This is a genomic window from Prevotella sp. lc2012, assembly GCF_900107065.1.
Lineage (GTDB): Bacteria > Bacteroidota > Bacteroidia > Bacteroidales > Bacteroidaceae > Prevotella.
The window spans coordinates 306155-331035 of the sequence record NZ_FNUF01000003.1 but is presented as its reverse complement, the minus strand read 5'-3'; the positions used below and the strand labels follow the sequence as shown (position 1 = coordinate 331035).

The following is a 24881-nucleotide window of genomic DNA, read 5'->3' as shown; positions in this document are numbered from 1 at the left end:
AGTTGTCTTTAATCCTCCATCTTCAGCAACTGTATCATGTCGCCAGTGTTATACTGTTTGCGGAAGGCGATGGTGATGTTCTCCTCCTTGAATCCCATCTCCGTGAGCATGGGTACCAGCACTTTCGCCGTGTTGGCCCGAGCCGTCTCGAGTATTCCCAGTTGTGGGATGCTCTCTATGATGGCCGCCCGTCCCTGTTGCTCGTAGTTCGTCATTTCCCTGTCGCTGAAGTGCGCCCTTGCCAGTGCCACATACTGTTTGATGTTCTCCTGGTCTATCTTCGAGCTCGTCATCACCACCTGAGGGTCAGGCAGTGTCACCGTGATCCTCTCTCCATGGCGCTCGATGTTCTTCTCTGAGAACGCGCTTAAGTCGATATATGCCTTCAGCTTCGCGTCGATGGGAATGGCGATCTTCCTGTCGCCCAACGGCAGCGGTATGTTGAACGAGCGCTGCAGGATCGAGCCCTTCAGTCGCAGCACGTCGTCGTGCGTCACGATCTTGTGCACATGATACTCCGCCGTGTAGAGTCTGGCGCATTTCTGTATCTGCATGATGAGCATCGGCACCGTGTCCACTCCCTGGTAGGATGTGACGGGGTCGCCGCTCCCGTTCTCCTGTTCTGAATGACCCTGACAGGAGACGAGGGCGACGACCGCCACTACAACTAAACTAGATAGGATGAATTTTTTCATCTTTTGTTTTGATTTAACATCGAAAACAAAGGCAAAGGTAGTAAAAAAATGTCAAATTATTAAATACGAGCATGTTTTTTTCTAAAACGATTAAACTTTTTGTGGTTTCCTTCCGTCAAAAGAGTGGTTACTGTTATAAAAGAATCTGATATCAAGAACGGTGATAAATAGTGATAATTCGTTAATTTTTTATTTAGGTAAGCGAACCTAAAGGCCCACCCCGAAAAAGGTGGGCTTTTTTTGTGTAATATAAAAAAAAGGTGTACCTTTGCGCTCAGTAAACAGACTAAGACAGTATGAAGAATAGCGTATTAGTGGCAGTCGTATTAGGCACGTTAGTGCTTGTGGGCTGCGGAGGAAAGAAGAGTGAGACCAAGGATATCATTGTCACGACGACAGAGGCTCCAAAGCCCAAGGGACCTGTTAAGATGCAGTCCTATCGCCAGACCAAGGATGTGATGTGGCTCGACAAGAGCTATCAGGTGGTCATCGACCGTACCCCCGACGACAGTCTGCGCATGGCCGTCGACGAGACGGGTCAGAAATATGTCGACAATCATGTCAGTCTCCGTGTCATCCGTGCCGACGGCAGTGTGTTCTTCAGTCGTAGTTTTACCAAATCCACATTCGATGCCTATCTCGATGGCGACTATCGTGAGGGCGGCATCCTCGAAGGTTTTGTCTTCGACAAGGTCGACGGTGCTCGTCTGGTCTTCGCCAGCAGCGTGTGTCTTCCTCAGACCGATGAGTATATCCCCTTGGTGGTCACTGTGAGCAGTCAGGGCGAGGTCGCCATCCGTCGCGACAGTCAGTTGGACACCAACGGTGATGACGACGAAGAGATCTGATCCTTCACCTTATTCTTTTATAGCTCTTCGGCCACCAGCTCGTGCCAGTGGTCGCAGAACGTCTGCATCGAGGGGAACAGAAGGTTCGCCCCCGCCTCAAGCAGTATCTCGTCGGCCAACGGTCCCGTGTTCACGGCCACGGTGAAGATGCGAGCTGCATAGCCGGCCCTTACGCCCAGCGGTGCGTTCTCCACGACGATAGCCTCGTAGGGCATGAGTCCTCCCGCCTTCTGCAGTCCCACGAGATACGGGTCAGCATTGGGCTTTCCCCGTTTCACGTCGTAGGCCGTGGTGATGTGCGCCTCGTCCACAAATCCGTCGAAGTCCTTGAGTATCCGTTGGATGAGCGGCCGCTGTCCACTGCCTGTCACGATGCCGATCTGTAGTCCTGCCGCCTTGATCTTACCCATCAGTTCCAGGATGCCAGGCATGATGGGGGCCTCAGGCAGACTGTGGAATATACGACTCTTCACGTCGTACATCCGTTGTGCCTCCGCCTCGTCGATCTCCCGTTTCTGTTGCAGACTCACCATTACGCGGATCGTGTCGATGCCACGTGCGCCCTCCGTGGCATACGCATCGTCGGCCGTCATCTGCAGTCCCAGTTGCGCCATCGATTCCTGCCAGGCGATGGCATGGTTAGGCATAGAGTCGTAGAGAACCCCGTCCATGTCAAAGAGCACGGCTTTGGGGCGGAGTGCCTCAAAGCCGTGTTCCTCTAAGTATTTCTTTTTCGCCAGTTCGTACATTACTCTGCAGCGAGACGTTCTTTGATAGCCTTGCTGTCAGCCTCATATCCGGGCTTGTCGAGCAGAGCGAACATATTCTTCTTATACGCCTCCACACCAGGCTGGTTGAACGGGTTCACACCCAGCACGTTTCCGCTGATGCCACAACCGATCTCGAAGAAGTAGATCAGCTGTCCGAGGTAACGCTCGTTCAGGCGCGGCATGGTGATACGGATGTTAGGCACACCACCGTCGACGTGAGCCAGACGAGTTCCCAACTCAGCCATCTTGTTCACCTCGTCTACACGCTTGCCAGCGAGGAAGTTCAGTCCGTCCAGGTTCTCCTCGTCGCTGGGGAACAACAGTTTCTTCTCAGGCTCCTCCACGCTGATCACCGTCTCGAAGATGGTGCGCTCGCCGTCCTGTATCCACTGGCCCATCGAGTGCAGGTCGGTGGTGAAGTCGACGCTGGCGGGGAAGATACCCTTCTTGTCCTTACCCTCGCTCTCGCCGTAGAGCTGCTTCCACCACTCACTCATGAAGTGGAGCTTCGGCTGGAAGTTCACCATGATCTCGATCTTCTTACCGTTCTGGTACAGACCGTTGCGCACGGCGGCATACTGGGCGGCAGGGTTCTCCTCGAAGGGCACGTCCTTACCACAAGCCTTCTCCATGTCCTGGGCACCAGCCACCAACTCCTTGATGTCGAAGCCAGCACAAGCGATGGGCAGCAGACCCACTGGTGTGAGTACCGAGAAACGGCCACCCACGTTGTCGGGGATGATGAAGCTCTTGTAACCCTCCTTGTCGGCGCACGAGCGGGCAGCGCCACGCTTAGCGTCTGTGATGGCCACGATCACCTTCTTGGCCTCGTCCTTACCGCGCTGTGCCTCGCACTGCTTCTTCAGCAGACGGAATGTCAGAGCAGTCTCCGTGGTCGTACCACTCTTGGAGATATTGATAACACCGAACTTCTTGTCCTTCAGATACTCAGTGAGCTCAAACAGGTAGTCCTCACCGATATTATTGCCTGCATAGAGGATGGTGGGGTTCTTCTGATCCTTCACCAGCCAAGCGAAGCTGTTGCTCAGTGCCTCGATGACGGCACGTGCGCCCAGATAAGAGCCACCGATGCCGGCCACCACCACCACCTCGCAGTTATCGCGGAGCGTGTTGGCACACTGCTGCAGTTCGTCGATGAAGGCAGGTGTGATGCTCGAGGGCAGGTGGAGCCATCCCAGGAAATCGTTACCAGGACACGTTCCGTCCTCGAGGGCCTGCTGAGCGGCCTTCACTTTGGGCTCGAAAGCCTTTACTGCGCCAGCCTCAAGGAAACAGGCTGCCTTTGTGATGTCAAGACTGATATTCTTCATTGTTTCGTCAAATTATTGAATTTAGTTATATTTTGTGTGTTAATAAGCTATCTGAAACTGTCTGTCAGCAGCTTGATCTCTATCTGTGGCGAGATTCGCTCGTAGAGGATGTTATACACCGCGTCGAGTATCGGCATGTTCACATGGTAGTGACGGTTGATCTCCTTCATGCACTTTGTGCCGAAGTAGCCCTCCGCGATCATCTCCATCTCGATCTGTGCCGACTTCACGCTGTAGCCCTTTCCGATCATCGTTCCGAAGGTGCGGTTACGCGAGAAGTTCGAGTAGCCCGTCACGAGCAGGTCGCCTAGGTACACCGAGTCGTAAGGATTACGCTCGATGGGGTGTACGGCTGTCAGGAAACGGCTCATCTCCTGTACGGCGTTCGACATGAGCACCGCCTGGAAGTTGTCACCGTATTTCAGTCCGCTGCAGATACCCGCAGCGATGGCATACACGTTCTTCAGTACCGACGAGTACTCGATGCCGATCACGTCCGTCGATGTCTTCGTCTTGATCACATCGCTCGAGAGCACGTCGCAGAACGCCTGTGCCTTCTCTCTGTCGGCACAACCCACGGTGAGGTAACTCAGACGGTCCATGGCCACCTCCTCGGCATGCGACGGTCCACCGATGCATGCCAGGTTTTCGTAGGGCACGTCGTACACCTGATGGAAGTATTCCGAGCATACCAGGTTCTCGTCGGGCACGATACCCTTGATGGCCGTCAGTATGAACTTATCGCGCAGTCGCGTTCTCAACTTCTTCAGATGACTCTTCAGGTAGGGTGACGGTGTCACGAACACCAGTGTGTCGTATTGCTGGGCGATACGGTTCAGGTCGCTGTCGAAGGCAATCTCGTCGATGTTGAAGTGCACACTGGTCAGGTAGGCCGGGTTATGACCCAGTCGACGGAAGTCGTCGATACGGTCGTCGCGTCGCATATACCAGCCGATGTGGTGCGTATGTCCCACCACGATCTTGGCAATCGCCGTAGCCCAGCTACCGCCTCCGATAATCGCTATCTTCCCACAGTCAAACACTTTGAACTTTGATCTTTAAACTTTGAACTTATGATTACTTATTTGCGGCTTCGATCCACTTGGCGATATCATCGACAGAAGGCTTCTGCAGTTCCAGCTTGTATTTCTTCACGATGTCGCCGATCTTCTGCTGCAGGCCCTGTGCCTTCTCGTCCTTGATGTTCGAGATCAGGTTGAAGCCCGCCTTGCGCAGTACGGGCACCCAGTCCTCGCCTACGCCGATCTCGGCCCACTCGGCCACGCTGCTCTGCGGCATCTTCTTCTCCGGCTTCATCTGCGGGAAGAACAGCACCTCCTGGATGAATGTCTTACCCGTCATGAGCATTACCAGACGGTCGATGCCGATGCCGATACCACTGGTAGGAGGCATGCCGTACTGCAGTGCGCGCAGGAAGTCCTGATCGATGATCATCGCCTCGTCGTCGCCCTTGTCGGCCAGTCTCATCTGTTCCACGAAGCGCTCCTCCTGGTCGATGGGGTCGTTCAGCTCCGAGTAGGCGTTAGCCAGCTCCTTACCGTTTACCATCAGCTCGAAACGCTCGGTCAGTCCCGGCTTACTGCGGTGCATCTTCGTCAGCGGCGACATCTCCACGGGGTAGTCGGTGATGAACGTCGGCTGGATGAACGTGCCCTCGCAGAACTCGCCGAACAGCTCGTCGATCAGCTTACCCTTACCCATGGTCTCATCCACGTCCATGCCCTTCGACTTGCAGAAGTCACGGATCTCCTCCTCGCTCTTACCATTGCAGTCGAAGCCCGTCTTCTCCTCGATGGCCTCGAGGATCGGCAGTCGGCGGTAGGGCGCCTTGAAGCTCACGATGTTCCCGTCGATCTCGCGCTCGGGCTTACCGTTCACGGCGATGCAGATGGTCTCGAGCAGTTTCTCGGTGAACGACATCATCCAGTTGTAGTCCTTATACTGCACATACAGCTCCATGCAAGTGAACTCGGGATTATGGTTACGGTCCATACCCTCGTTGCGGAAGTTCTTGCCGATCTCGTACACGCCCTCGAAGCCGCCCACGATCAGACGCTTCAGGTAGAGCTCCGTCGCGATACGCATATACATATCCTGATCAAGGGCATTGAAATGGGTGATAAACGGACGGGCAGAAGCACCACCGGCAATCATCTGCAGCGTCGGTGTCTCCACCTCGGTGTATCCAGCCTCGTCGAGCACACGGCGCAGGGTGCGCAGCACGGTGGCACGCTGCAGGAACGTGTCCTTCACACCATCGTTCACCACGAGGTCCACATAGCGTTGACGGTAGCGCAGTTCTGGGTCGTCAAACTTATCGTATGCCACCCCGTCCTTGTATTTCACGATCGGCAGCGGCTTCAGGCTTTTCGAGAGCAGTGTCAGCTCTGCGGCGTGTACACTGATCTCACCCGTCTGAGTGCGGAACACCTTACCCTTCACACCGATGAAGTCACCGATGTCGAGCAGGCGCTTGAATACATTGTTATAAAGATCCTTGTTTTCTCCGGGACAGATGTCATCGCGCGTGATATACACCTGAATACGCCCCTTGCTATCCTGAATCTCCACGAAACTGGCCTTGCCCATCACACGACGGCTCATCATACGACCAGCGATCACCACCTCGCGCTCCTCGTCGTCCTTGAACTCCTCCTTGATGTCGGTGCTGAAGGCGTTGGTGGGATATTCTGCGGCAGGGTACGGGTCGATACCCATGTTACGTAGTTCTTGCAGGCTCTGTCGCCTGCCGATTTCTTGTTCACTTAACTCTAAAACGTTCATGTCTAATATTCGAATATTTGCTATTTGGGTGCAAAGTTACGAAAAGTCGAGCGCAAAACAAAGAAACTCGTTTCTTTTTTTTGCCGAGACGGGGTAACTTCGCCATCTTTGATGGCAAGGTTACGAAAAAACGAGCGCAGAACAAAATAAGTTCACTTATTTTTTATGCCGAGTACAAGTAACTTCGCGATTTCTATCATAAAGATACATTTTTCCAGGGTAAGTACCAAACATTTTTATATTATAAACATGACCGCGAAGGAAAATAATCGTACGTTCCTAACGGAAGTAAACAAAATTTATCAGGTGCTTGGAGGAGCGTAAGGCCCCGATTTCAGGGCGTTTCAGCGCCCTCGGAGTTTCCTTCGGGGAAAGTAGGAATCTCCACCGATGAAACACCCGTTTTCCTCCGAGCCAACTGCGACGCTGCAGGGAGCCTTCTGTAGCCGCACCTTCGGAAGTGACGATTTTGTAAATTTATTCTACCAATATTTGCTTTACTGAGGCCTTAGACCGTCTTGCCCTGAAAAACGTTGAATCAAAATTGGACAATTGGACAAAACTAAAATTCGATTGGAATAGACAGTAATAATGACAATAATTTAATTATATTATATATTATAATATATAATATAATTAATATAATATATATATAATATTAATTATATCCTTTCTTTGTCTTGGTTACGACAAAGAAAAAACATTTTGTCCAATTGTCCAATTGTCCAATCAAGGCGGAATGTACTTCCCTAGAAATAATCTTTTTCAAAAAAATATATCCGTTTTTTCTTGCTCGTCCGAAATCATGATTCGGATATGGCATCCCGTTGGTCGCGAGCGACCTGAGGATGAGCACGACAGGCTTAGGAAGCGGGAAGATATTTGTGAAAAATAAAAAAAATAGACGAAAGATTTGGTGGGTTTGTGAAAAATGTATATATTTGCCAAACAGTAACTAAAAAATCATAATGGATCAAGCAGCGGTCAAAAAGCGTGTTGTCGGCGTAGACATCAGTCTGGAGGAGACAACCTATGCTGTCGTGGATGCCAAAGGGGATATCTTCGCCAAGAAGAGTTTTCCTACCAATGACTATCCTGACGTGCATGGGTTCGTGAGCGCATTGAGCGGACATATCCTCGATCTGGTGGAACAGAATGGGGGCTATGAGACCATCCGCGCGGTGGGCATCAGTGCACCCAGTGCTAGTTATATGACGGGGTGTATCATCAACTCAGCCAACCTGCCGTGGAAAGGGGTGATACCCTTGGCAGCGATGCTGCGCGGACGACTAGGACTGGCTGTGGCCGTGGCCAACGATGCGCACGCGATAGCCTTAGGTGAGCATGCTTTCGGCTGCGCTCACGGCATGCAGAACTTCGTGCTGATCACGCTGGGTAGTGGCATGGGCAGCTGCTTCTTCTCGAACGGTGTAGCGCACCAGGGCAACGACGGTATGGGCGGTGAGATCGGACATACGTGTGTGGCGCTGGACGGTCGACAGTGCGGCTGCGGCAACCACGGGTGTCTAGAGACGTACACGGGTGCGCGTGGGATCGTGCAGACGGCTCGTGAGTTGATGAGCGAGACCGCTGAGCCCTCGCTGATGAGGGGCGTGGAAGAGCTGACACCCAAGATGATCACAGCCTTCTGTGAGCAGGGTGACAAACTGGCACAGGAGGTGTATCGTCGTACAGGCGAGGTGCTGGGCATGGGCCTGGCCAACTATGCGTCGCTCGTAGACCCCGAGGCGTTTATCTTCGCAGGGGGCGTGTCGAAGGCGGGCGACTGGCTGCTCGAGCCGGCCAAGAAGGCGTTTGAATCGTATGTTTTCCCCAATATCTCTGGACATGTGCAGTTCCTCCTCTCGGAGCTAGACGACGAGACCCACGACGTACTGGGCGCCAGTGTGCTGGCATGGGAGGCGAAAGAGTATTCATTATTTAAGTAGTAAACAGTAATCTAATTCAGTTATGGTGGCAATGGATCAAGTAGATGGTGTTGAGATCGTGGATCAGATTAAGACACGTGTGGTAGGTATCGATATCCGTCTTTCAAGGACTACCTTCGCGGTGGTGGATGTCAGGGGAGAAATTGTGGCTCAGGATCGGTTTGTCACCGCTGATTATCCGGATATCAACGACTATGTGAAGGTGTTGAGCGACAAGGTGATGATGCTGGTCGAGGAGAACGGCGGCTACGAGACGGTGCGCTCCATCGGCGTGAGCGTGCCTAGCGCCAGTTCGGTGACGGGCTGTATAGAGAACGCGGCGAACATGCCATGGAAGGGCGTGATACCACTGGCAGCGATGCTGCGCGACAGACTGGGACTGGCGGTGGCTGTGGCCAACGATGCGCATATCACGGCCCTGGGCGAGAAGGCCTACGGCAGTGCGCATGGGATGCAGGACTTCGTCGTGGTGTCGATTAGTCACGGCGGACTGGGAAGTTGCTTCTTCAGTAACGGGCATCCGCACTTGGGATATAACGGCTTTGCAGGTGAGTTCGGACATACTTGTGTCGAGGTGAACGGACGCCAGTGCGGCTGCGGGCGCAAGGGCTGTCTGGAGACCTACTGCTCGGTCAGGGGACTGCTGACCACCATCGACGAGCTGATGGCGGAGGCCGACGAGCCCACGATGCTGAGCGATTTGTGCCAGAAGGATATTGCCTCGATAGCGGCCTGCTGCGACAAGGGTGACAAACTGGCCATCGAGGCCTTCCGTCGCGTGGGTGATATGCTGGGACTCGGACTGGCTAACTATGCCTCGATACTGAATCCGGAAGCCATCATTCTGACGGGCGACATGACGGCGGCAGGCAAATGGCTGCTCAAGCCCATGCGCGCCTCGTTTGATGAGCACGTTTTCCAGAATATCAAAAACAAGACACGAATACTCGTCTCGATCCTCAAGGAAGGCGAGCGCGACGTGCTGGGCGCCAGTGCTCTGGCATGGGACGTGAAGGAGTACTCGCTGTTCAAATAAGTCAACTATATCATAATACTTTACTAAAACTGTGGAAGAGTTTAATATCAAGACAAGAGTTGTTGGTGTCGATATCAGCAATGAACGTACTACCTATGCAATCGTGGATATCCGCGGGAATATCCTGGCGGAGAATTCCTTCTCTACGGAAGACTATCCTGACATTAACCAATTTGTGACAGTGCTCAGTGAGCGCATCGTGATGCAGGTCGAGGAGAACGGAGGCTATGAGACCATCCGCTCGATCGGCGTGAGCTCGCCGAGTGCCAGTCCGGTATCGGGCTGTATCGAGAATGCGGCCAACCTGCCGTGGAAGGGGATGATACCTCTGGCAGCGATGCTGCGCGACAGACTGGGACTGGCCGTGGGACTATCGAACGACGCGCATATATCGGCGCTGGGCGAGTATACCTTCGGCAATGCGCACGGCATGTCGAACTTCGTATTGGTGAGCCTGGGCGTGGGTGTGGGCAGCTGTTTCTTCTCGTCGGGTAGGGACCATCAGGGGCATCTGGGCTTCGCGGGTGAGTTCGGTCATACGTGTATCGTGGATCACGGACGAAAGTGTGCTTGTGGGCACGAGGGCTGTCTGGAGTCGTATGTGGGTGCTGCAGGCATCGTGAACACCGCCCAGGAGGTGTTGGCCGAGAACAGTGGTCCGTCAATGTTGCGCGAGTTGGAGAAATTGTCGCCGCGTACCATCTGCGACTGCTGTAACAAGGGCGACGAAATGGCCATCGAGGTGTTCCGGCGCACGGGTTACATGCTGGGCATCGGACTGGCCAACTATGCCTCGCTCATCGACCCTGAGGCGTTCATCCTGACGGGTGGCATCTCGAAGGCTGGCAGATGGCTGACGGATCCGGCTTATGAGTCGATGGAGGAACATGTGTTTGGCAACCTTCGCGGAAAGGTGAAGTTGCTGACATCGAAACTGGACGATCGTGAGCGCGATGTGCTGGGAGCGAGTGCTCTGGCATGGAGCGTACCAGAATATTCACTGTTTAAATAAGAATGAACGTAGATAGAATCAAAGAAATCATAGAGCAGAAACCGAATCTGAGTACCGCCCTCGGGATGGAGTTCATCTCCACTCCCGAGGTTGATACTTGTATGGCAAGGATGAGAGTCGACGAGCGCAACAGGCAGCCTTTCGGCTTCCTGAGCGGCGGTGCATCGCTGGCATTGGCGGAGAACGTGGCGGGCGTGGGCTCGTCGGCGCTCTGTCCGCACTGCGCTTGTGTGGGCATAGAGGTCAGCGGCAGTCATGTGAAGGCCGTAGCCGAAGGGGATACCGTGACGGCCTATGCGCGGATGTTGCATAAAGGCAAGACCCTGCATGTGTGGAACGTGGATATCAAAGATACCTCGGGAGAGTTGATCTCGAATGTCCGAGTGACGAACTATATCATCAGACAGAAGAAGGGATGACAGGATTCGCACTTTTCCGACTGCCTTATGCCATGGAGGCAACCTGCGTCCGTCAGACGACAGGGGAGCCCACGGAGTTGAAGGCCTGTCAGGAGCTGAACGGGCGACAGGGGTTCGTGATGGCGCCCTTTGAGGTGAAGACGGGGCAGCCCATCCTGCTGATACAGCCTGACGAGGTGACGATCGTCGATCTGCGCGAGGGCATCACGGGACTGCAAGGGGCGATACCGCCTTTGGACGCAGTTCCGACGGCCGGGGGTAGCAGAGACTCGTACGCTATCGACTTTGCTAATTTCCACGCGCAGCTGTGCATGGGCACTTTCCAGAAGATCGTGCTGGCACGGTGTGCCGACGAGCCGCAGACAGAGGCGCTGTCGCCCGAGGCGCTGTTCATGAGGGCCTGTGAGCGCTATCCGCGTATGTTCATCGCCCTTGTCTGGACGGCCAAGAGCGGCTGTTGGCTGACGGCCACGCCTGAGATCTTGTTGGAAGGACAGGATAACCACTGGCGCACCATCGCTCTGGCTGGTACCATGCGACTGGAAGGCGAGAGTCTGGCAGGCGAGGGAGAGACAGCCACGTGGACCACGAAGAACATCCAGGAGCAGCGTATCGTGACCACATATATCACGGAGTGCCTGGAGCAGTTTACCAGCGAATTCCACGAGGAGGGGCCTCGGACGGTTCGGGCGGCCGACCTGGTGCACCTGAGGAGCGACTTCACGTTTACGCTCCCTGACAACCAGCATATCGGCGACCTGTTGCAGGTGCTCCATCCCACTCCGGCGGTCTGCGGACTGCCCAAGCGCGAGGCCTTCCGTTTCATCACCCATAACGAGCATACCCCTCGGCGCTACTACTCGGGATTCATGGGGATGATCGGTGAGATGGAGACACACCTCTATGTGTCGCTGCGGTGCATGAACATCGCGAGGGACGGCTATCGGCTTTATGCCGGTGGTGGACTGCTGAAGGAGAGCTCCGAGGAACTGGAGTGGCAGGAGACAGAGGCGAAGATGGAGACCATGAGACGAATATTGGATAATCAATTATCATATTAATTCATTTTATTGTTAAATTTTAAATTGTGATACTATGTATAGCAATAAAGAAAATGTGAACATCCTGACGTCACTGCTGTCGACGTTTGGAGTGAGGCACGCCGTAGTGTGCCCAGGTAGTAGGAACGCAGCCATCGTGCACAACCTCAACGAGTGCCCTGAGATCACGTGCATCCCTGTGACTGACGAGCGCTCAGCGGGCTTCTATGCCTTGGGCATGGCGCTCGGTGAGAACTTGCCTGTGATCGTGTGTGTGACCAGTGGCACAGCCTTGTTAAACCTGATACCTGCCGTTGCGGAGGCGTATTACCAGTGCGCGCCGCTGATCGTGATATCGGCCGACCGTCCGCCGCAGTGGATAGACCAGTTGGACGGACAGACGTTGCCACAGCCTGATGCTCTCGGACGGTTCGTGCGCAAGGCGGTGACGCTGCCTGAGCCGCACAATGAGGAAGAACACTGGTATTGTAACCGTTTGGTGAACGAGGCGCTGCTGGAGACATTGCATCACGGCGGTGGCCCCGTACATATCAACGTGCCCATTACGGAGCCGTTGTTCGAGTTCACCGTCAAGAAGTTGCCTGAGGAACGGGAGATCGACTGCACAGCCAACGAACTCTCGGAAGACGAGGCTGCCGCTGTCACCCTGCACTTCCTGCAGGCCGAACGACCGCTGCTGCTTAGTGGGCAGCCGTTGAACGCGCTGATGGACGAGGCCGTGTATCTCGTGGCCGATGATGAGAGCTACACACCCGACTTCGTGCTGAACATGGGTGGCTCTGTCGTGAGCAAGCGCCTGAAGCAATACCTGAGAAGGGCCAAGGAGAGCTGGCTGGTGAACGAGGCGGGAACGATGGCCGACCCATTCATGAACCTGACATATGTCATCGAGGGTTGCCGCAGTGATGTGGAGGACTATCTGACTACGGTGCTGGAAGTGCGGAAGATTGACTTCGTGGAGAAGTGGAAAGATTTGTTGGACAGGATCAGGGATCACGTGAATGCCTACCAGCCTGACTATTCGCAGATGGCGGCCGTGAAACTGTTTGAGAAGAAGATCGGCCAGGCTGAGGATATGTACGTGCATTACGCGAACTCGACGGCCATCCGTCTGGCGAACACCTATGCCGAGCATGAGGTGTTCTGTAATCGGGGCGTGAACGGCATCGACGGGTCGCTGTCGACGGCGGCTGGCTTCTCGTGCGTGACGGACAAGAAGGTGTTCTGTGTCATCGGCGACCTGAGTTTCTTCTACGACCAGAATGCGCTGTGGAACCAGAACCTGCGCGGGAACCTGCGTATCCTTTTGCTGAACAACGGACGTGGGGGTATCTTCAACACGCTGAAGGGTCTGGAGAACAGTGAGGCGCGCGACACGCTCGTGGCTGCCAAGCACCACACCACGGCAGAGGGTATCTGTGCGCAGAACAAGGTGGACTACATGAAGGTAAAAAGCATGAGGGATCTGAAGAAGGGTATCGAAAAGTTGGTCGACTCGAAGAGCAGACGCCCCATGCTGCTGGAGGTGTTCACGGATGTCGATGAGGATACGCGTGTCGTCAAGGACTATTATGAATCATTGAAACAAGTAAAAATTTGAAGCTATGAGACAGTGGAAAACTATCAAGGAGTTTAAGGAAATACTGTTCGAGGAATATAACGGTATCGCGAAGATCACCATCAACAGACCGCGTTACCGCAACGCTTTTACGCCGAAGACCACCTGGGAGCTATCGCAGGCCTTCTCGTTGTGCAGGGAGATGCAGGACATCAGTGTGGTGCTGTTGACAGGTGCCATGTCGGAGGTGCCAGAGGGACAGCAGCTCGCCGACGTGAAGCATGCCTTCTGCTCGGGGGGCGATATGCATGTGAAGGGACGGGGCGGCTATGTCGACGAGGAGGGTGTACCACGTCTGAGTGTGCTCGACGTGCAGATGCAGATACGGCGCCTGCCCAAGCCCGTCATTGCCATGGTGAACGGCTATGCCATCGGCGGCGGTCATGTGCTGCATCTGGTGTGCGACCTGACCATCGCCTCGGAGAATGCCATCTTCGGACAGACGGGACCTAAGGTGGGCTCGTTTGATGCGGGCTTCGGCTCGTCGTACCTCGCGCGGATCGTGGGACAGAAGAAAGCCCGCGAGATATGGTTCCTCTGTAGGCAGTACACGGCCAAGGAGGCCGAGGAGATGGGGATGGTGAACAAGGTGGTACCCATCGAGCGTCTCGAGGACGAGTGCGTGGAGTGGGCGGAGATTATGATGGAGCGCTCGCCGCTGGCATTGCGTATGATCAAGGCCGGACTGAACGCCGAGCTCGACGGACAGGCGGGCATCCAGGAGCTGGCTGGCGACTGTACGATGCTGTACTACTTCCTCGACGAGGCGCAGGAGGGAGGAAAGGCGTTCCTCGAGAAGCGGAAGCCTGACTTCAAGAAATATCCGAAGCTGCCATAGGATGTTGATCTCAGGGAGCTGTCTCCCGACTCCAGAAAACTTATAACAATGAAATACAGAATAGAGAAAAGAGTGCTGCATTTTAAGCAGCCAGCAGGGACATCCAGAGGTGTGTATACCACGCGTAAAATCTGGCTGGTGCTGCTCTCTGACGGGGAGCGTCAGGGAGTAGGGGAGTGTGCGCCCCTGCCTGATCTGAGTTGTGATGCCTTGGAGGATGAGAGGTATCAGAGTATATTGAGTAAGGTGTGCGAGGAGGTCTGCGACACGGGTATCGTGAACTACGACTACCTGCGCGACTACCCCTCGATGCTCTTCGGACTGGAGACGGCCTTGCTCAATCTGAAGTTGGGAGACAGACTCTTTGACACGTCCTTCAGTCGGGGTGAGGAGGGCATACCCATCAACGGACTGGTCTGGATGGGTAATTATGAAGAGATGCTCCGTCGGATGGAGGAGAAGCTCGAACAGGGCTTCCATTGTGTGAAGCTGAAGATCGGAGCCATCGACTTCGAGCAGGAGCTGGATCTGGTGAGACGAATACGGACTCGCTTCACGCATCATGAGGTGGAGTTGCGACTGGATGCCAACGGGGCCTTCCCTTATCAGGAGGCGCTCTATAAGCTGGAGCTGTTGTCGCAGTATAATATCCATTCCATCGAGCAGCCCATCAAGGCCGGACAGTGGGGGTATATGGCTGACCTCTGTAGGGAGTCGCCCCTGCCCATCGCGCTCGACGAGGAGCTGATAGGTATGAATGATCCGGAAATGAAGCGTCATATGCTTGGGATGATCAAACCACGATATATCATCCTTAAACCCTCGCTCCACGGTGGTATGATGGGGTGCAGGGAGTGGATCGACATCGCGGCCGACCTGGGTATCGGCTCATGGATCACCTCGGCGCTGGAGAGTAATGTCGGTCTGAACGCCATCGCTCAGTTTGCTTCGGAGGTGTATGGCGACCATATCGGTATGCCGCAGGGGTTGGGTACGGGCCAGTTGTTCACGGATAATATCCCGATGCCACTCGAGATACGTGGCGACAGACTGTGGCGATGTCGTTAGAGCAGTTCCTCGAGGAGTGGAATAACGCCTCACCTTATGTGCACGTGCAGACCAGTGGTAGTACGGGCGCACCGAAGCCGATGCTCGTGGAGAAGCAACGGATGCTGGCCTCGGCCCGTCGCACGAACGATTTCCTCGGTCTGCGCAAAGGTGACACGGCCCTGCTCTGTATGTCGCTTGACTATATCGCTGGTAAGATGATGGTGGTGCGTGCCTTGGAACGCGGTCTGCGACTGGTGACGGTTCCACCCTCGGGACATCCGCTCCAGAAGGCTGTCGCTGAGGAGGATGTGCTCACCTTCGCTGCCATGGTGCCCTTGCAGGTTTACAACGCATTACAGGTTGACGAGGAGCGCGAGCGTCTGAGAAGGATACGACATCTGATTATCGGAGGTGGGGCTATCGACGTGTCGTTGACTGAAGGACTGAAGGACTTCCCCAATGCCGTGTGGAGCACCTATGGTATGACGGAGACCCTCTCGCATATCGCACTCCGTCGCATCAACGGGCCTGAGGCGTCAGACTGGTATACGCCGTTCCCTTCGGTGGGTGTCAGTGTCTCGGCCGACGACTGTCTGGTCATCGATGCGCCAGAGGTGTGTGCGGAATGTCTTGTGACCCATGATATCGTCGAACTGGTACAGACGGAACAGGGGACTCGCTTCCGTATCCTCGGAAGGAAGGATAACGTAATCTGCTCTGGTGGTATCAAGATCCAGGCGGAGGAGGTGGAGCGTCTTTTGCGCCCTCATCTCTCGGCGCCTTATATCATCACCAAGCGCGCGGATACAAAGTTCGGCGAGATCGTGGTACTGCTGACAGAAGGGCCGGCTGACGAGGCGCGCGCCGTCTGTGAGACGGTGCTGAGCGGATATCTCCGTCCTCGTGGTTATATCCATGTAGACAAAATTCCGCTGACGGAGACTGGAAAGCCTGCCCGCCAGCGGATATTAGAGATTGCGAGACACTCTACTTTACAATAACTTTCTTAGTGCGCGTATGCCCGTCTTCTAACTGCTCGTTGCAGATGTTAACTCCTTTGGCGAGACTCTTACGGGGCATGCCTGCGACAGAATAGATCTGTCGACTGACGACCTTCTTCTGATCGTCGTTGTCGATGGTGCGGATACTGCTTTCTGTGTTCTCCACGACCTCACGTGTGACGCTCTCGAAGGGAACGGTGAGCCGTTCCTGTCCATAGCGCTGAATGGCAAAATAGGAGTAGCTGGTGGTCAACTCATAGACCAGTTCGTTGACACCTGCCTGGATGGGTGGATACATCTCTGCCTGTGCTTCCCCGAACTCGTCTCTGAGCGAGATCTTCCATTGCAGACCTTCTGGCAGTGGCTCTGAGGTCTTGACGGTGATGATGTGCTTGGTGCCTTGGTTGACATCGCAGCCCCAGCCGGAACCTCCGATCTCGCCCCATTGGCCAGAGAACGTGGCGGTGCCGCTGTAGATCTTGCCATCGGCGGCAGCATCACCTGTGACGGAACTCGACCAGTTCGTGAGTAGTGGCAGTTGCTCCTTGGTGCCGATGGCAGGACCGTTGGGCACGTAGGTCTGCTCCACAAACTCTCCTGGTTCACGGATGCCCCACCAGCCCATCCACCAGTCGAGATCGGCTTCTGGTGCAACCACCTTTGTGCCGTTGGCAGTAGACAGGTAGAAGTCGGAGGCGATACGTACGTTTGTGTTGACATCTTCTTTGCCGAGCAGGAAACGGTCTAGATAGGCCTCGACCTCAGGCTCTTGAGTCTCCGGCAACTGACAATGGCCGTGGTCGCTAACGAAGGAATAGCCTACACGGTCGCCGATGCCGTATTGCTCCCATACCTTTGCTGCGGCATTCATGGAGACAAAACCCGACTGGTCGGCCAGCCATATCTGTGTGGGGTTGCCAAGCATCAACAGAGCACGTGGGCACACCATCGCAGCCAGCTCATGATGGTCGTAGGGAAGGTAGGAGACATCCTTGCCTCCGTATTCGTTCTTCAGCTTCTCCATGAACCAGTGGTAGTCGGTACGGTCAAGACTCTCCACACCAGAATCACCAGCATCGAGAACATCCTTGTTGAGTACGCGTGAGAAACGCCATGCGGCGGCACCGCCACCTCCTGGCTCTTGGGCGATGGTCAGGGCGATTCGCTCGTCGAAGGCTCCGCAGAAAAGGGCCATCTTACCAGCATAGGAGCATCCTGTAACGCCGATATGCTTGGTATCGATCTTGGAGACCTCAGGACTAAGCTGTTGGAGACCGTCGATCAGACGACTCAGTCCCCATGCCCACTCGCTGTAGGCTCCATTTCCTACCAGCTCAGGATAGAGGCGCTCGAACTCGCGCTTGCCAGAGTCGAAGAACTGACTGTAGCCATTGACCTGTGACGACGAGAAGTTCATGTAGGCGATAGGTCTTGACGTGATGAGCGTGTTCGTCAGACTGATATTATCCATGCCGATCATCAAAGGATAGGGGGCCTCTCCTGTCGAGGGGTAGTGGATGGTCGCACTGAGCTCCAGTGCTTCGCCATTGATGGTGACTGTCACCCTGAGTGTGTCGACATCCATCTTGGCAGTGACGGCCGAGGAAGCGACGGCAGGCTTGGTGCCGATCTCGTAATGCTGGATCTCCTTGGCAATCTCGCCTCTTCGCTGTGCCCAGTCGGAAAAGTCTGTGGCACGTCCGCTGCCGTCAGACCACTCCAGAGGGTCTGGCAGAGGGTCAATCCTGCGTCCCTCAGCCTTGGTCGGCAGGACGGGATGAACATTCTCACCTGTGTTCTCCACCTCGTAAACAAGGGGGATGTCTGTGGCTGTTCTTGTCTTGCCGCTTAGAGGTGAGAGAACCTGTGCTGATGCTCCTAAGCAGGTGAGTAGCACGAGGGTAAGGGTAGGAAGTTTCTTCATAAGTCTTGGTTTTTAAGTGAATGAAAAGATATGGTTGTGCTTATGACCACAAAAATACAATAAAGGTTGGTAAACGACTTTCAAAATGGGCTCAAAAATAGTGGGTTTTGTCTCATCTCTGTATCAGAAGGCAGAAAAACGATACTTTGCAAAAGAAAAGGTTACATGATATAAAGTGAGATAGGGTCACTCTCACGAGCAACCCTATCTGCGATTAGTTAGTAATATGATTAGGTCTATTATTAAGTTGATTGGTAACTTATCGGGTTGTCAGCACTCTCTGTAGAAGTCGAGTGCCTCGAATATTTCTTCTTTTGTGGCCGTCTGGTTGATGCGGATGTCTCCGATACCTCCAAGCAGCGTGAAGTTGATGATGCCCGAGGTGTTCTTCTTGTCGTGAGTCATGAGCTCGAAGAGATCGGGGTAGTCGTCGCAGGTGATGGTCATCTTACCATAGTGCTCTTTGATGAAGCTGACCGTCTGCCGCATCTTGTCCGAAGGGAATCCTGTCTTGACAGTACTCAGGTAGAGCTCGCATATCAGGCCCCAGGCAACGGCGTAGCCATGGAGTACAGGCTTATGCCTGAGGGCGAAAGACTCAAAGGCATGACCTGCGGTGTGGCCGAGGTTCAGAGCCTTACGGATGCCCTGTTCTGTGGGGTCTTCCTCGACGATGCGCTCCTTCACAGCAACGCTGTCGGCCACCATCTGTCTGAGCTTTGCAAGATCTGGCTGCTCCAGATCGAAGGTGATGAGTTCTGCCCACATCTGTTCGCCAGAGATCAGACCGTGCTTAAGCATTTCTGCATAGCCGGAACAGATATTCTCTCTGTCGAGTGTCTGAAGGAACTGAGTGTCGAGAATGACGGTATGCGCATTGCCGAATACGCCGATCTCGTTTTTCAGTCCTCCGAAGTTGATGCCTGTCTTTCCGCCGACAGAGGCATCAACCATGGCAAGAAGCGTGGTAGGGATGTTGATATAGCTGATACCTCGTTTGAAGGTTGAGGCTGCAAAACCTCCAAGATCCGTCACCATACCTCCACCTATATTTATTAATAAGGAGTGACGTGTGCCGCCGCCCTTGCCCAGTTCCTCCCACACGTGCGTCAGTGAACTGAGTGTCTTACAGGCATCGGTAGCTCCGATCACGATATGGTAAGCACTCCCCAGACCGTCGACCTTCTCGATGGCGGGGACACAGAGTCTTTCCGTCGTTTCGTCTGCAAGAATAAACACACGGTCGTACTCACATTTTTTCATGGCTGTTGTGAGTGCTTGTTCAAGCTGATCGGATATAACGACTTCTTGTCGGGTCATCTTTTAATGGTTCGGGTCTGTCTTTATTGATTCGCCGACAAAGATACGATAAATTTTCATAAATTACATCATATTTAAGAAAAAAATGCAACTCGCTTATTAAACTTTCCGTTGCGGGTTGCGTCAAAAGTTCAAAAAAAACTAAAGATAGAATGAGAAAACTAATGATTCTGACTGTCTTTCTGTCGATGACAGTCACGCTGTTCGCCCAGCACAAGGTAACGGGAAAGGTTATTGAACAAGACACAAAAGAAGCCGTTATACAGGCGACCGCATCTCTGTTGAGTGGTGAGAAAGTAGTATCCAATGCATTAACCAACACAGAAGGTTATTTTTCCATTACAGCCCCTGGCGATGGTACATATACGCTGAGAGTAACATTCGTGGGCTTCAAGACCTATACGAAGAAGATATCCATCAAGGATGGTAAGGACTATCATGCCGGCACTATCTCACTGGCTCCGGATGCCATCATGTTGAAGGGTGCCACAGTGACGGCTCATGCATCGAAGGTGACACTGAAGGCCGATACCTTTGTCTATAATGCCAATGCCTTCCGTACTCCAGAGGGATCGGTGGTTGAGGAACTGGTGAGACGACTGCCTGGTGCCGAGGTCAGCGACGACGGTTCTATTAAGATTAATGGTAAGGAGGTGAAGAAAATCCTCGTGGAGGGTAAAGAGTTCATGACGGGCGACACCAAGACGGCCTTGAAGAACCTGCCCACTAACATCATCGATCGTATCAAGGCCTACGACAGACAGAGTGACCTTGCTCGTGTATCAGGCATTGAGGACGGTGAGGAGGAGACCGTGCTCGACTTCGGCGTTAAACCGGGTATGAACAAGGGATTCATGTTGAACGCCGACCTGGGAGCTGGTACGGAGCATCGTTATGCAGGTCGTATCTTCGGTGGCTTGATGAGTGACGGCTTGAACCTGATGATGATGACCAATGCCAATAACACCAACGATATGGGCTTCCCTGGTGGTGGAGGAGGTGGACGTTTCGGCATGGGACGTCAGGGACTGACTGCCATGAAGATGACAGGTGTCAATATCAACTACGAGAAGACCAATAAGCTGAGGTTGGATGGTAGTGTGCGCTGGAACCACAGTGATGGTGACGTGTTCTCCAAGAGTTCTACGGAAGATATCTTCGGCGAGAAAGTGTCTCAGTTTGGTAACAGCCGACGGAACCAGTATTCGCGCTCAGACGGCTGGAATGCGCAGATGCGTCTGGAGTGGCAGCCCGACTCAATGACGAACATCTTGTTCCGTCCGAACTTCAGATATAACGTCAGTGATGGCGCTAACTCCAGCACGACAGCTACTTTCGACAAGAACCCCTATGACTATGTTGACGATCCTTTGGCATCGGTGAAGGAACTTGTACAGAAGTATGGCTTCGTGAAGAACTTCAGTGAGCAGGATGGTATCAGCTATGATGAATCGAAGAACCTCGGTGGTATGTTGCAGTTCAACAGACGTCTGAATAACAAGGGGCGTAACATCACCTTGCAGTTGAATGGTAACTGGAGCGAGGGTAGGAGCAAGTCGATGAGCAATGACTTCACGGAGATGTTCCAACTGATGAACTATTTGGGTACGAGCGACTCTATCAAACAGACTAACCGCTATAGTGTGACGCCAGAGGATCGCTGGGGCTATAGTGCGAGAATGACCTACAGTGAGCCTATCATGCGTCAGGTGTACTTGCAGTTCAGCTATACATACCAGTACAGCTTTACGAAGAGCGACCGTGCTACCTATAGTCTGACTGGTGTCGACTATTCCGGTATTACTCCTTCCTATCGTAACTGGGATGCATATCTGGGTCGTCTGGTTAATCCTCTTGATATGTATGAGGATGTGAAACTGAGTCGTAAGTCGGAATATAAGAACTATATTCATACTGGTGAGGTGATGCTGCGCATCGTTCGTCCTGCCTATAATTTCAATATCGGTTTCCAGGTGATTCCTCAGAAGACACATTTCATGCAAGACTATCAGGGCGTTCATGCAGATACGACGCGTACGGTGGTCAACTTCACGCCGACTCTTGACTTCCGTTGGAAGAAGTCTATGACGGGTCAGTTGCGCTTCACCTATCGTGGACGTAGTCAGCAGCCGTCGATGAGCGATCTGCTTGATATCGAGGACGACAGCGACAATCTGCGTGTCACAAAGGGTAACCCTGGTCTGAAACCCTCGTTCACCCAGAACTTCACCCTCTTCTATAATGACTATTTCCAGAAGCACCAGCGGGCCGTGATGACCTTCGTGAACTTCTCGACAACCAGCAATTCTATTGCCAACAAGACGACGCTTGACAAGTTAAGAGGTGCTACGATCACACAACCGGTGAATGTGAATGGTAACTGGAATGGTAATATGGGCTTCATGTTCAATACGGCTATCGACTCTGCCGGCTTCTTCAATATGAACACCTTCACGAATCTGAGCTATAATCGTCGTGTGGGATTCGTCAGTGTCGATATGAAGTCTGATTCTCAGAAGAGCTCTACTAATACGATGGGCATCGGTGAGCGTCTGGCAGGTAGCTATCGTAACGAATGGTTGGAGGTGGAGCTGAACGGTTCTTTGAACTACAACCACTCTCGCAGTAAGCTCCAGCCGAACAACAACCTCGATACTTGGATGTTCTCTTATGGCGGTATGGTAGGCGTGACGGCTCCTTGGGGTACGTCGCTCACAACCAACATGAATATGCAGAGCCGTCGTGGTTATAGTGACAAGTCGATGAACACCAATGAGCTGATATGGAATGCACAGATCTCACAGAGCTTCCTTAAGGGAAATGCACTGACCATCTCGCTGCAGCTCTATGATATCTTGAAGCAGCAGTCTACCGTGAGTCGTATGATCTCTGAGATGCAGCGTAGTGATACGGAGTATAATGCTATCACCAGCTATGGCATGGTGCACGTGATCTATCGTCTGAATGTCTTCGGCGGAAGAGGAGCCCGTGGTGGCTTTGGCGGTCCCTTCGGTGGCGGTCCTCGTGGCGGTGCTCCTGGCGCAGGTCCTCGTGGCGGTGCAGGTCCTCGTGGCGGCGGTCCTCGTGGTGGCGGCTTCGGTGGCCCAGGACGCTTCTAACTTCTAATATAAACAAAGAATCCCACCAATTGGTGGGATTCTTTTTGTAATCTGTTTCTGTTCTTTATTTCCTGTCGTCGACGTTGTCGCCTTCTGTGGGTGACATCTCTTCCTTGAAGTCTGTGACACCATTTTCCACAAGGATATTATACCAGGTGATGAGCTTCTTGATATCGCTGTTATGCACGCGATCACGATCCCACTCCGGCAGAACCTTCGTGAAGTAGTCCTGCAACTCAGCGCCAGAGGCTTTCTTCTCGTTGATGCTGGCTTTCTTTCCGCCTTCGAGTGTCTTGAGGTTCTCAAGTACGTCCATCAAGGGAACATCGTCTGTCTCAGTGAACATGGCAATGTCGGCCAGTGATGTGATCCTGTCGGTGGCAAAGGCTGGCAGACGACGGTGTGTCGCATCGAGCGCCTCGACAATCAGGTTGTTCTTTCCTCTTGATACGAGTTTGTAAAGACCGGGCTTCCCGGAAATTGCTAAAATTGTCTGTTGCATGTATTCTCTAATTAGTTGTTGTTAATAATCTGTTTGAATCTGAAGGTCAGACAGGAGATGGTCCAGTTGTGCATCTACGTCTGCCTTTCCGTCATTGATGATCTCGTAGTCGGCCAATCTGCGCACCTCTTTCTGTGACATCTGTCTTCCCATCCACTCCAGCACTTTCTGTCGTGAGATGCCGTCGCGTTTCATCACACGTCGGATACGGACCTCCTTAGGTGCTGTGACTACTACGACGCGGTCGACGAGGTGCGCTATGCCAGACTCATACATCAGTGCGCTTTCCATCCACTGTATTCCACTGGCTAAGTAGTCCTGAAATACGGCAGGATGCACGATGCTGTCAATGGCTTTGGCATTCTCCTCGGAGGCTAACAGGAACTTGGCGACGACCGCCTTGTTCAGTTGTCCTTCTGTGCCGTAGGTCTCTGGTCCGATGAGGGCTGAGAGTCTCTGACGGATATCTGGTGATGTGCGAATCAGATGCTTGGCAGCCCGATCGCAGTCATAGACAGTGATGCCTCTCTCTTGTAAACGGCTACATACGTAGCTTTTTCCACTTCCGATCCCTCCGGCGATCCCGATCTTCATTCTTCCTGCGATTCGATGAGGTAGTCAACAAGTGTCGTCTCCAGATGAGCGCGTGAGATGCCGTTGGGCACGTTCTTCAGATAGATGTGACATTTCTCCGAAGGGTGTTTCGTCAGATCACGATAGTCGGCGACAACGGTGAAGTCTTCTGGACGAAGATTCCGATAGACGCTTACACCTGTAACAAAGCTGACTGCGACTTTCGCTGGGAAAGTACGCAGGGTCTTTCCCTCCGGCATATTGATGCCTTTGACGGGAATACCCTCGATACGCTCTTCCGTCAGTACATCGGTCAGGAAACTAACCTTGATGTGGTCGGGCACCATCTTGACCCCTTTCATCTTAGCCAACTGACAGTTCACGACAAGCGTGTCGCGGAAGTTCGCATAGTTCAACGACTCGGTGTATACCATGTTGATGCTGTCGAGCTTCTCGTTGGCCGCATAGATGGTAATGCTGTCAGGAGAATACTCTACTCCAGAGATGAAGTAGAGCTCTTCAGGAATGACACGTCCGCTCCATCTGACAGGTACCCTTTTCTTACTGCCATAGTTGTAATAGAATTCCAACTTCTCAGGTTTGATGCTGATGATTTTGGAACTGGCGTTCAGTTGTTTATATACAACCTTCTGGATGTCTGAGGCGGTCACGTTGCCTTTGCCGTTGTTGTGAGAGAACGTCTTGAAGTCGAAGTTCAGCTTCTTGAACAAGTCACTATATTGGTAGGTAAGGAGTGTGATACCCTTATCACGGATGGTGACCTTGACGGTGTCAGTCTCGTCGGAGGTAAGCACGGCGTTCTTGGGGATGCCGATGACAGACACGGGAATGGCGAACTCTTTCTCGTAGGTATCGCTCAGCGTCTGTGATAGCCAGAAGACGCCCGACAATGCGAGAAAGAAGCAGAATACCAGAAATTCCCTGTTGGTGTTACTAAACAGGAAACCTCTGATGAACCGCCATATCTTGCCGATTCTCATCCCTTGCTT

General features: G+C 53.3%; 21 protein-coding genes. 11 read left to right on the top strand and 10 right to left on the bottom strand.

Features of this window, described 5'->3' with window-relative positions:
* Positions 1-8: 8 nt before the first annotated feature.
* Complete coding sequence (locus tag BLU99_RS08035; RefSeq protein ID WP_091900910.1) at positions 9-695, bottom strand: DUF4230 domain-containing protein; 687 nt, start codon at positions 693-695, stop codon at positions 9-11.
* A 296-nt stretch (positions 696-991) separates the two neighbouring features.
* On the opposite strand from BLU99_RS08035, the gene BLU99_RS08030 reads away from it, so the two are divergent.
* Positions 992-1543 (top strand): DUF4738 domain-containing protein, encoded by a 552-nt coding sequence (locus tag BLU99_RS08030; protein ID WP_091900909.1) that lies wholly within the window; start codon positions 992-994, stop codon positions 1541-1543.
* Between the two features lie 17 nt (positions 1544-1560).
* Here the strand turns inward: BLU99_RS08030 and BLU99_RS08025 are convergent, their stop codons facing one another.
* Genes BLU99_RS08025 through lysS form a run of 4 tightly spaced genes read right to left on the bottom strand, consistent with a single transcriptional unit; the run spans position 1561 to position 6449 of the window.
* Positions 1561-2292, bottom strand: coding sequence for an HAD family hydrolase (locus BLU99_RS08025; protein ID WP_091900908.1), 732 nt, complete (start codon positions 2290-2292; stop codon positions 1561-1563).
* Positions 2292-3644 carry a glucose-6-phosphate isomerase gene (locus BLU99_RS08020; RefSeq protein ID WP_091900907.1) on the bottom strand — a complete coding sequence of 451 codons (1353 nt, stop codon included), beginning with the start codon at positions 3642-3644 and terminating at the stop codon, positions 2292-2294. Before BLU99_RS08020 ends, BLU99_RS08025 begins: the two co-directional genes overlap by 1 nt.
* Positions 3645-3691: 47 nt before the next feature.
* Entirely contained in the window at positions 3692-4687 is a 996-nt protein-coding gene (locus tag BLU99_RS08015) for an NAD(P)H-dependent glycerol-3-phosphate dehydrogenase (protein WP_091900906.1), read from the bottom strand.
* A gap of 34 nt (positions 4688-4721) precedes the next feature.
* Positions 4722-6449 carry a lysine--tRNA ligase gene (gene lysS / locus BLU99_RS08010; protein ID WP_091900905.1) on the bottom strand — a complete coding sequence of 576 codons (1728 nt, stop codon included), beginning with the start codon at positions 6447-6449 and terminating at the stop codon, positions 4722-4724.
* A 968-nt stretch (positions 6450-7417) separates the two neighbouring features.
* Between lysS and BLU99_RS08005 the strand changes: the two genes are divergently transcribed.
* From BLU99_RS08005 to BLU99_RS07965, 9 genes are read left to right on the top strand one after another with little or no spacing between them, the layout of a single operon-like run.
* A complete protein-coding gene (locus BLU99_RS08005) occupies positions 7418-8398 on the top strand; it encodes an ROK family protein (protein WP_091900904.1) in 981 nt (326 codons plus the stop codon).
* Positions 8399-8429: 31 nt separating this feature from the next.
* Positions 8430-9434: an ROK family protein gene (locus tag BLU99_RS08000; protein ID WP_091901139.1), complete on the top strand. Its 1005-nt coding sequence runs from the start codon at positions 8430-8432 to the stop codon at positions 9432-9434.
* Positions 9435-9465: 31 nt separating this feature from the next.
* The gene (locus BLU99_RS07995) at positions 9466-10446 is read left to right on the top strand and encodes an ROK family protein (protein ID WP_091900903.1); all 981 of its coding nucleotides are present in this window, start codon (positions 9466-9468) and stop codon (positions 10444-10446) included.
* A 2-nt stretch (positions 10447-10448) separates the two neighbouring features.
* On the top strand, positions 10449-10865 hold the full coding sequence (locus BLU99_RS07990) for a PaaI family thioesterase (protein WP_091900902.1): 417 nt from the start codon (positions 10449-10451) through the stop codon (positions 10863-10865).
* Complete coding sequence (locus BLU99_RS07985; protein WP_091900901.1) at positions 10862-11926, top strand: isochorismate synthase; 1065 nt, start codon at positions 10862-10864, stop codon at positions 11924-11926. The genes BLU99_RS07990 and BLU99_RS07985 overlap by 4 nt, the downstream gene beginning before the upstream one ends.
* A gap of 34 nt (positions 11927-11960) precedes the next feature.
* Complete coding sequence (gene menD, locus BLU99_RS07980) at positions 11961-13526, top strand: 2-succinyl-5-enolpyruvyl-6-hydroxy-3-cyclohexene-1-carboxylate synthase (protein WP_091900900.1); 1566 nt, start codon at positions 11961-11963, stop codon at positions 13524-13526.
* A gap of 4 nt (positions 13527-13530) precedes the next feature.
* Positions 13531-14382, top strand: coding sequence for a 1,4-dihydroxy-2-naphthoyl-CoA synthase (gene menB, locus BLU99_RS07975; RefSeq protein WP_091900899.1), 852 nt, complete (start codon positions 13531-13533; stop codon positions 14380-14382).
* Positions 14383-14430: 48 nt separating this feature from the next.
* Positions 14431-15450 carry an o-succinylbenzoate synthase gene (gene menC, locus BLU99_RS07970; protein ID WP_091900898.1) on the top strand — a complete coding sequence of 340 codons (1020 nt, stop codon included), beginning with the start codon at positions 14431-14433 and terminating at the stop codon, positions 15448-15450.
* Entirely contained in the window at positions 15441-16433 is a 993-nt protein-coding gene (locus BLU99_RS07965; protein ID WP_091900897.1) for an AMP-binding protein, read from the top strand. The genes menC and BLU99_RS07965 overlap by 10 nt, the downstream gene beginning before the upstream one ends.
* Here the strand turns inward: BLU99_RS07965 and BLU99_RS12285 are convergent.
* Together BLU99_RS12285 and aroB are read right to left on the bottom strand one after the other, a co-directional pair.
* Positions 16420-18357 carry a glucuronyl esterase domain-containing protein gene (locus BLU99_RS12285; protein WP_176771086.1) on the bottom strand — a complete coding sequence of 646 codons (1938 nt, stop codon included), beginning with the start codon at positions 18355-18357 and terminating at the stop codon, positions 16420-16422. The genes BLU99_RS07965 and BLU99_RS12285 overlap by 14 nt on opposite strands.
* Before the next feature lie 270 nt (positions 18358-18627).
* Positions 18628-19677 carry a 3-dehydroquinate synthase gene (aroB, locus tag BLU99_RS07955; protein WP_091900896.1) on the bottom strand — a complete coding sequence of 350 codons (1050 nt, stop codon included), beginning with the start codon at positions 19675-19677 and terminating at the stop codon, positions 18628-18630.
* A gap of 152 nt (positions 19678-19829) precedes the next feature.
* Between aroB and BLU99_RS07950 the strand changes: the two genes are divergently transcribed.
* Positions 19830-22796 (top strand): TonB-dependent receptor, encoded by a 2967-nt coding sequence (locus tag BLU99_RS07950; RefSeq protein ID WP_091900895.1) that lies wholly within the window; start codon positions 19830-19832, stop codon positions 22794-22796.
* Between the two features lie 64 nt (positions 22797-22860).
* Here BLU99_RS07950 and BLU99_RS07945 read toward each other — a convergent pair whose 3' ends face one another.
* From BLU99_RS07945 to BLU99_RS07935, 3 genes are read right to left on the bottom strand one after another with little or no spacing between them, the layout of a single operon-like run.
* Positions 22861-23298 (bottom strand): DUF5606 family protein, encoded by a 438-nt coding sequence (locus BLU99_RS07945; RefSeq protein ID WP_091900894.1) that lies wholly within the window; start codon positions 23296-23298, stop codon positions 22861-22863.
* A 21-nt stretch (positions 23299-23319) separates the two neighbouring features.
* Entirely contained in the window at positions 23320-23892 is a 573-nt protein-coding gene (gene coaE, locus BLU99_RS07940) for a dephospho-CoA kinase (protein ID WP_091900893.1), read from the bottom strand.
* Positions 23889-24872 (bottom strand): CdaR family protein, encoded by a 984-nt coding sequence (locus BLU99_RS07935; RefSeq protein WP_091900892.1) that lies wholly within the window; start codon positions 24870-24872, stop codon positions 23889-23891. The genes coaE and BLU99_RS07935 overlap by 4 nt, the downstream gene beginning before the upstream one ends.
* Positions 24873-24881: the final 9 nt, after the last annotated feature.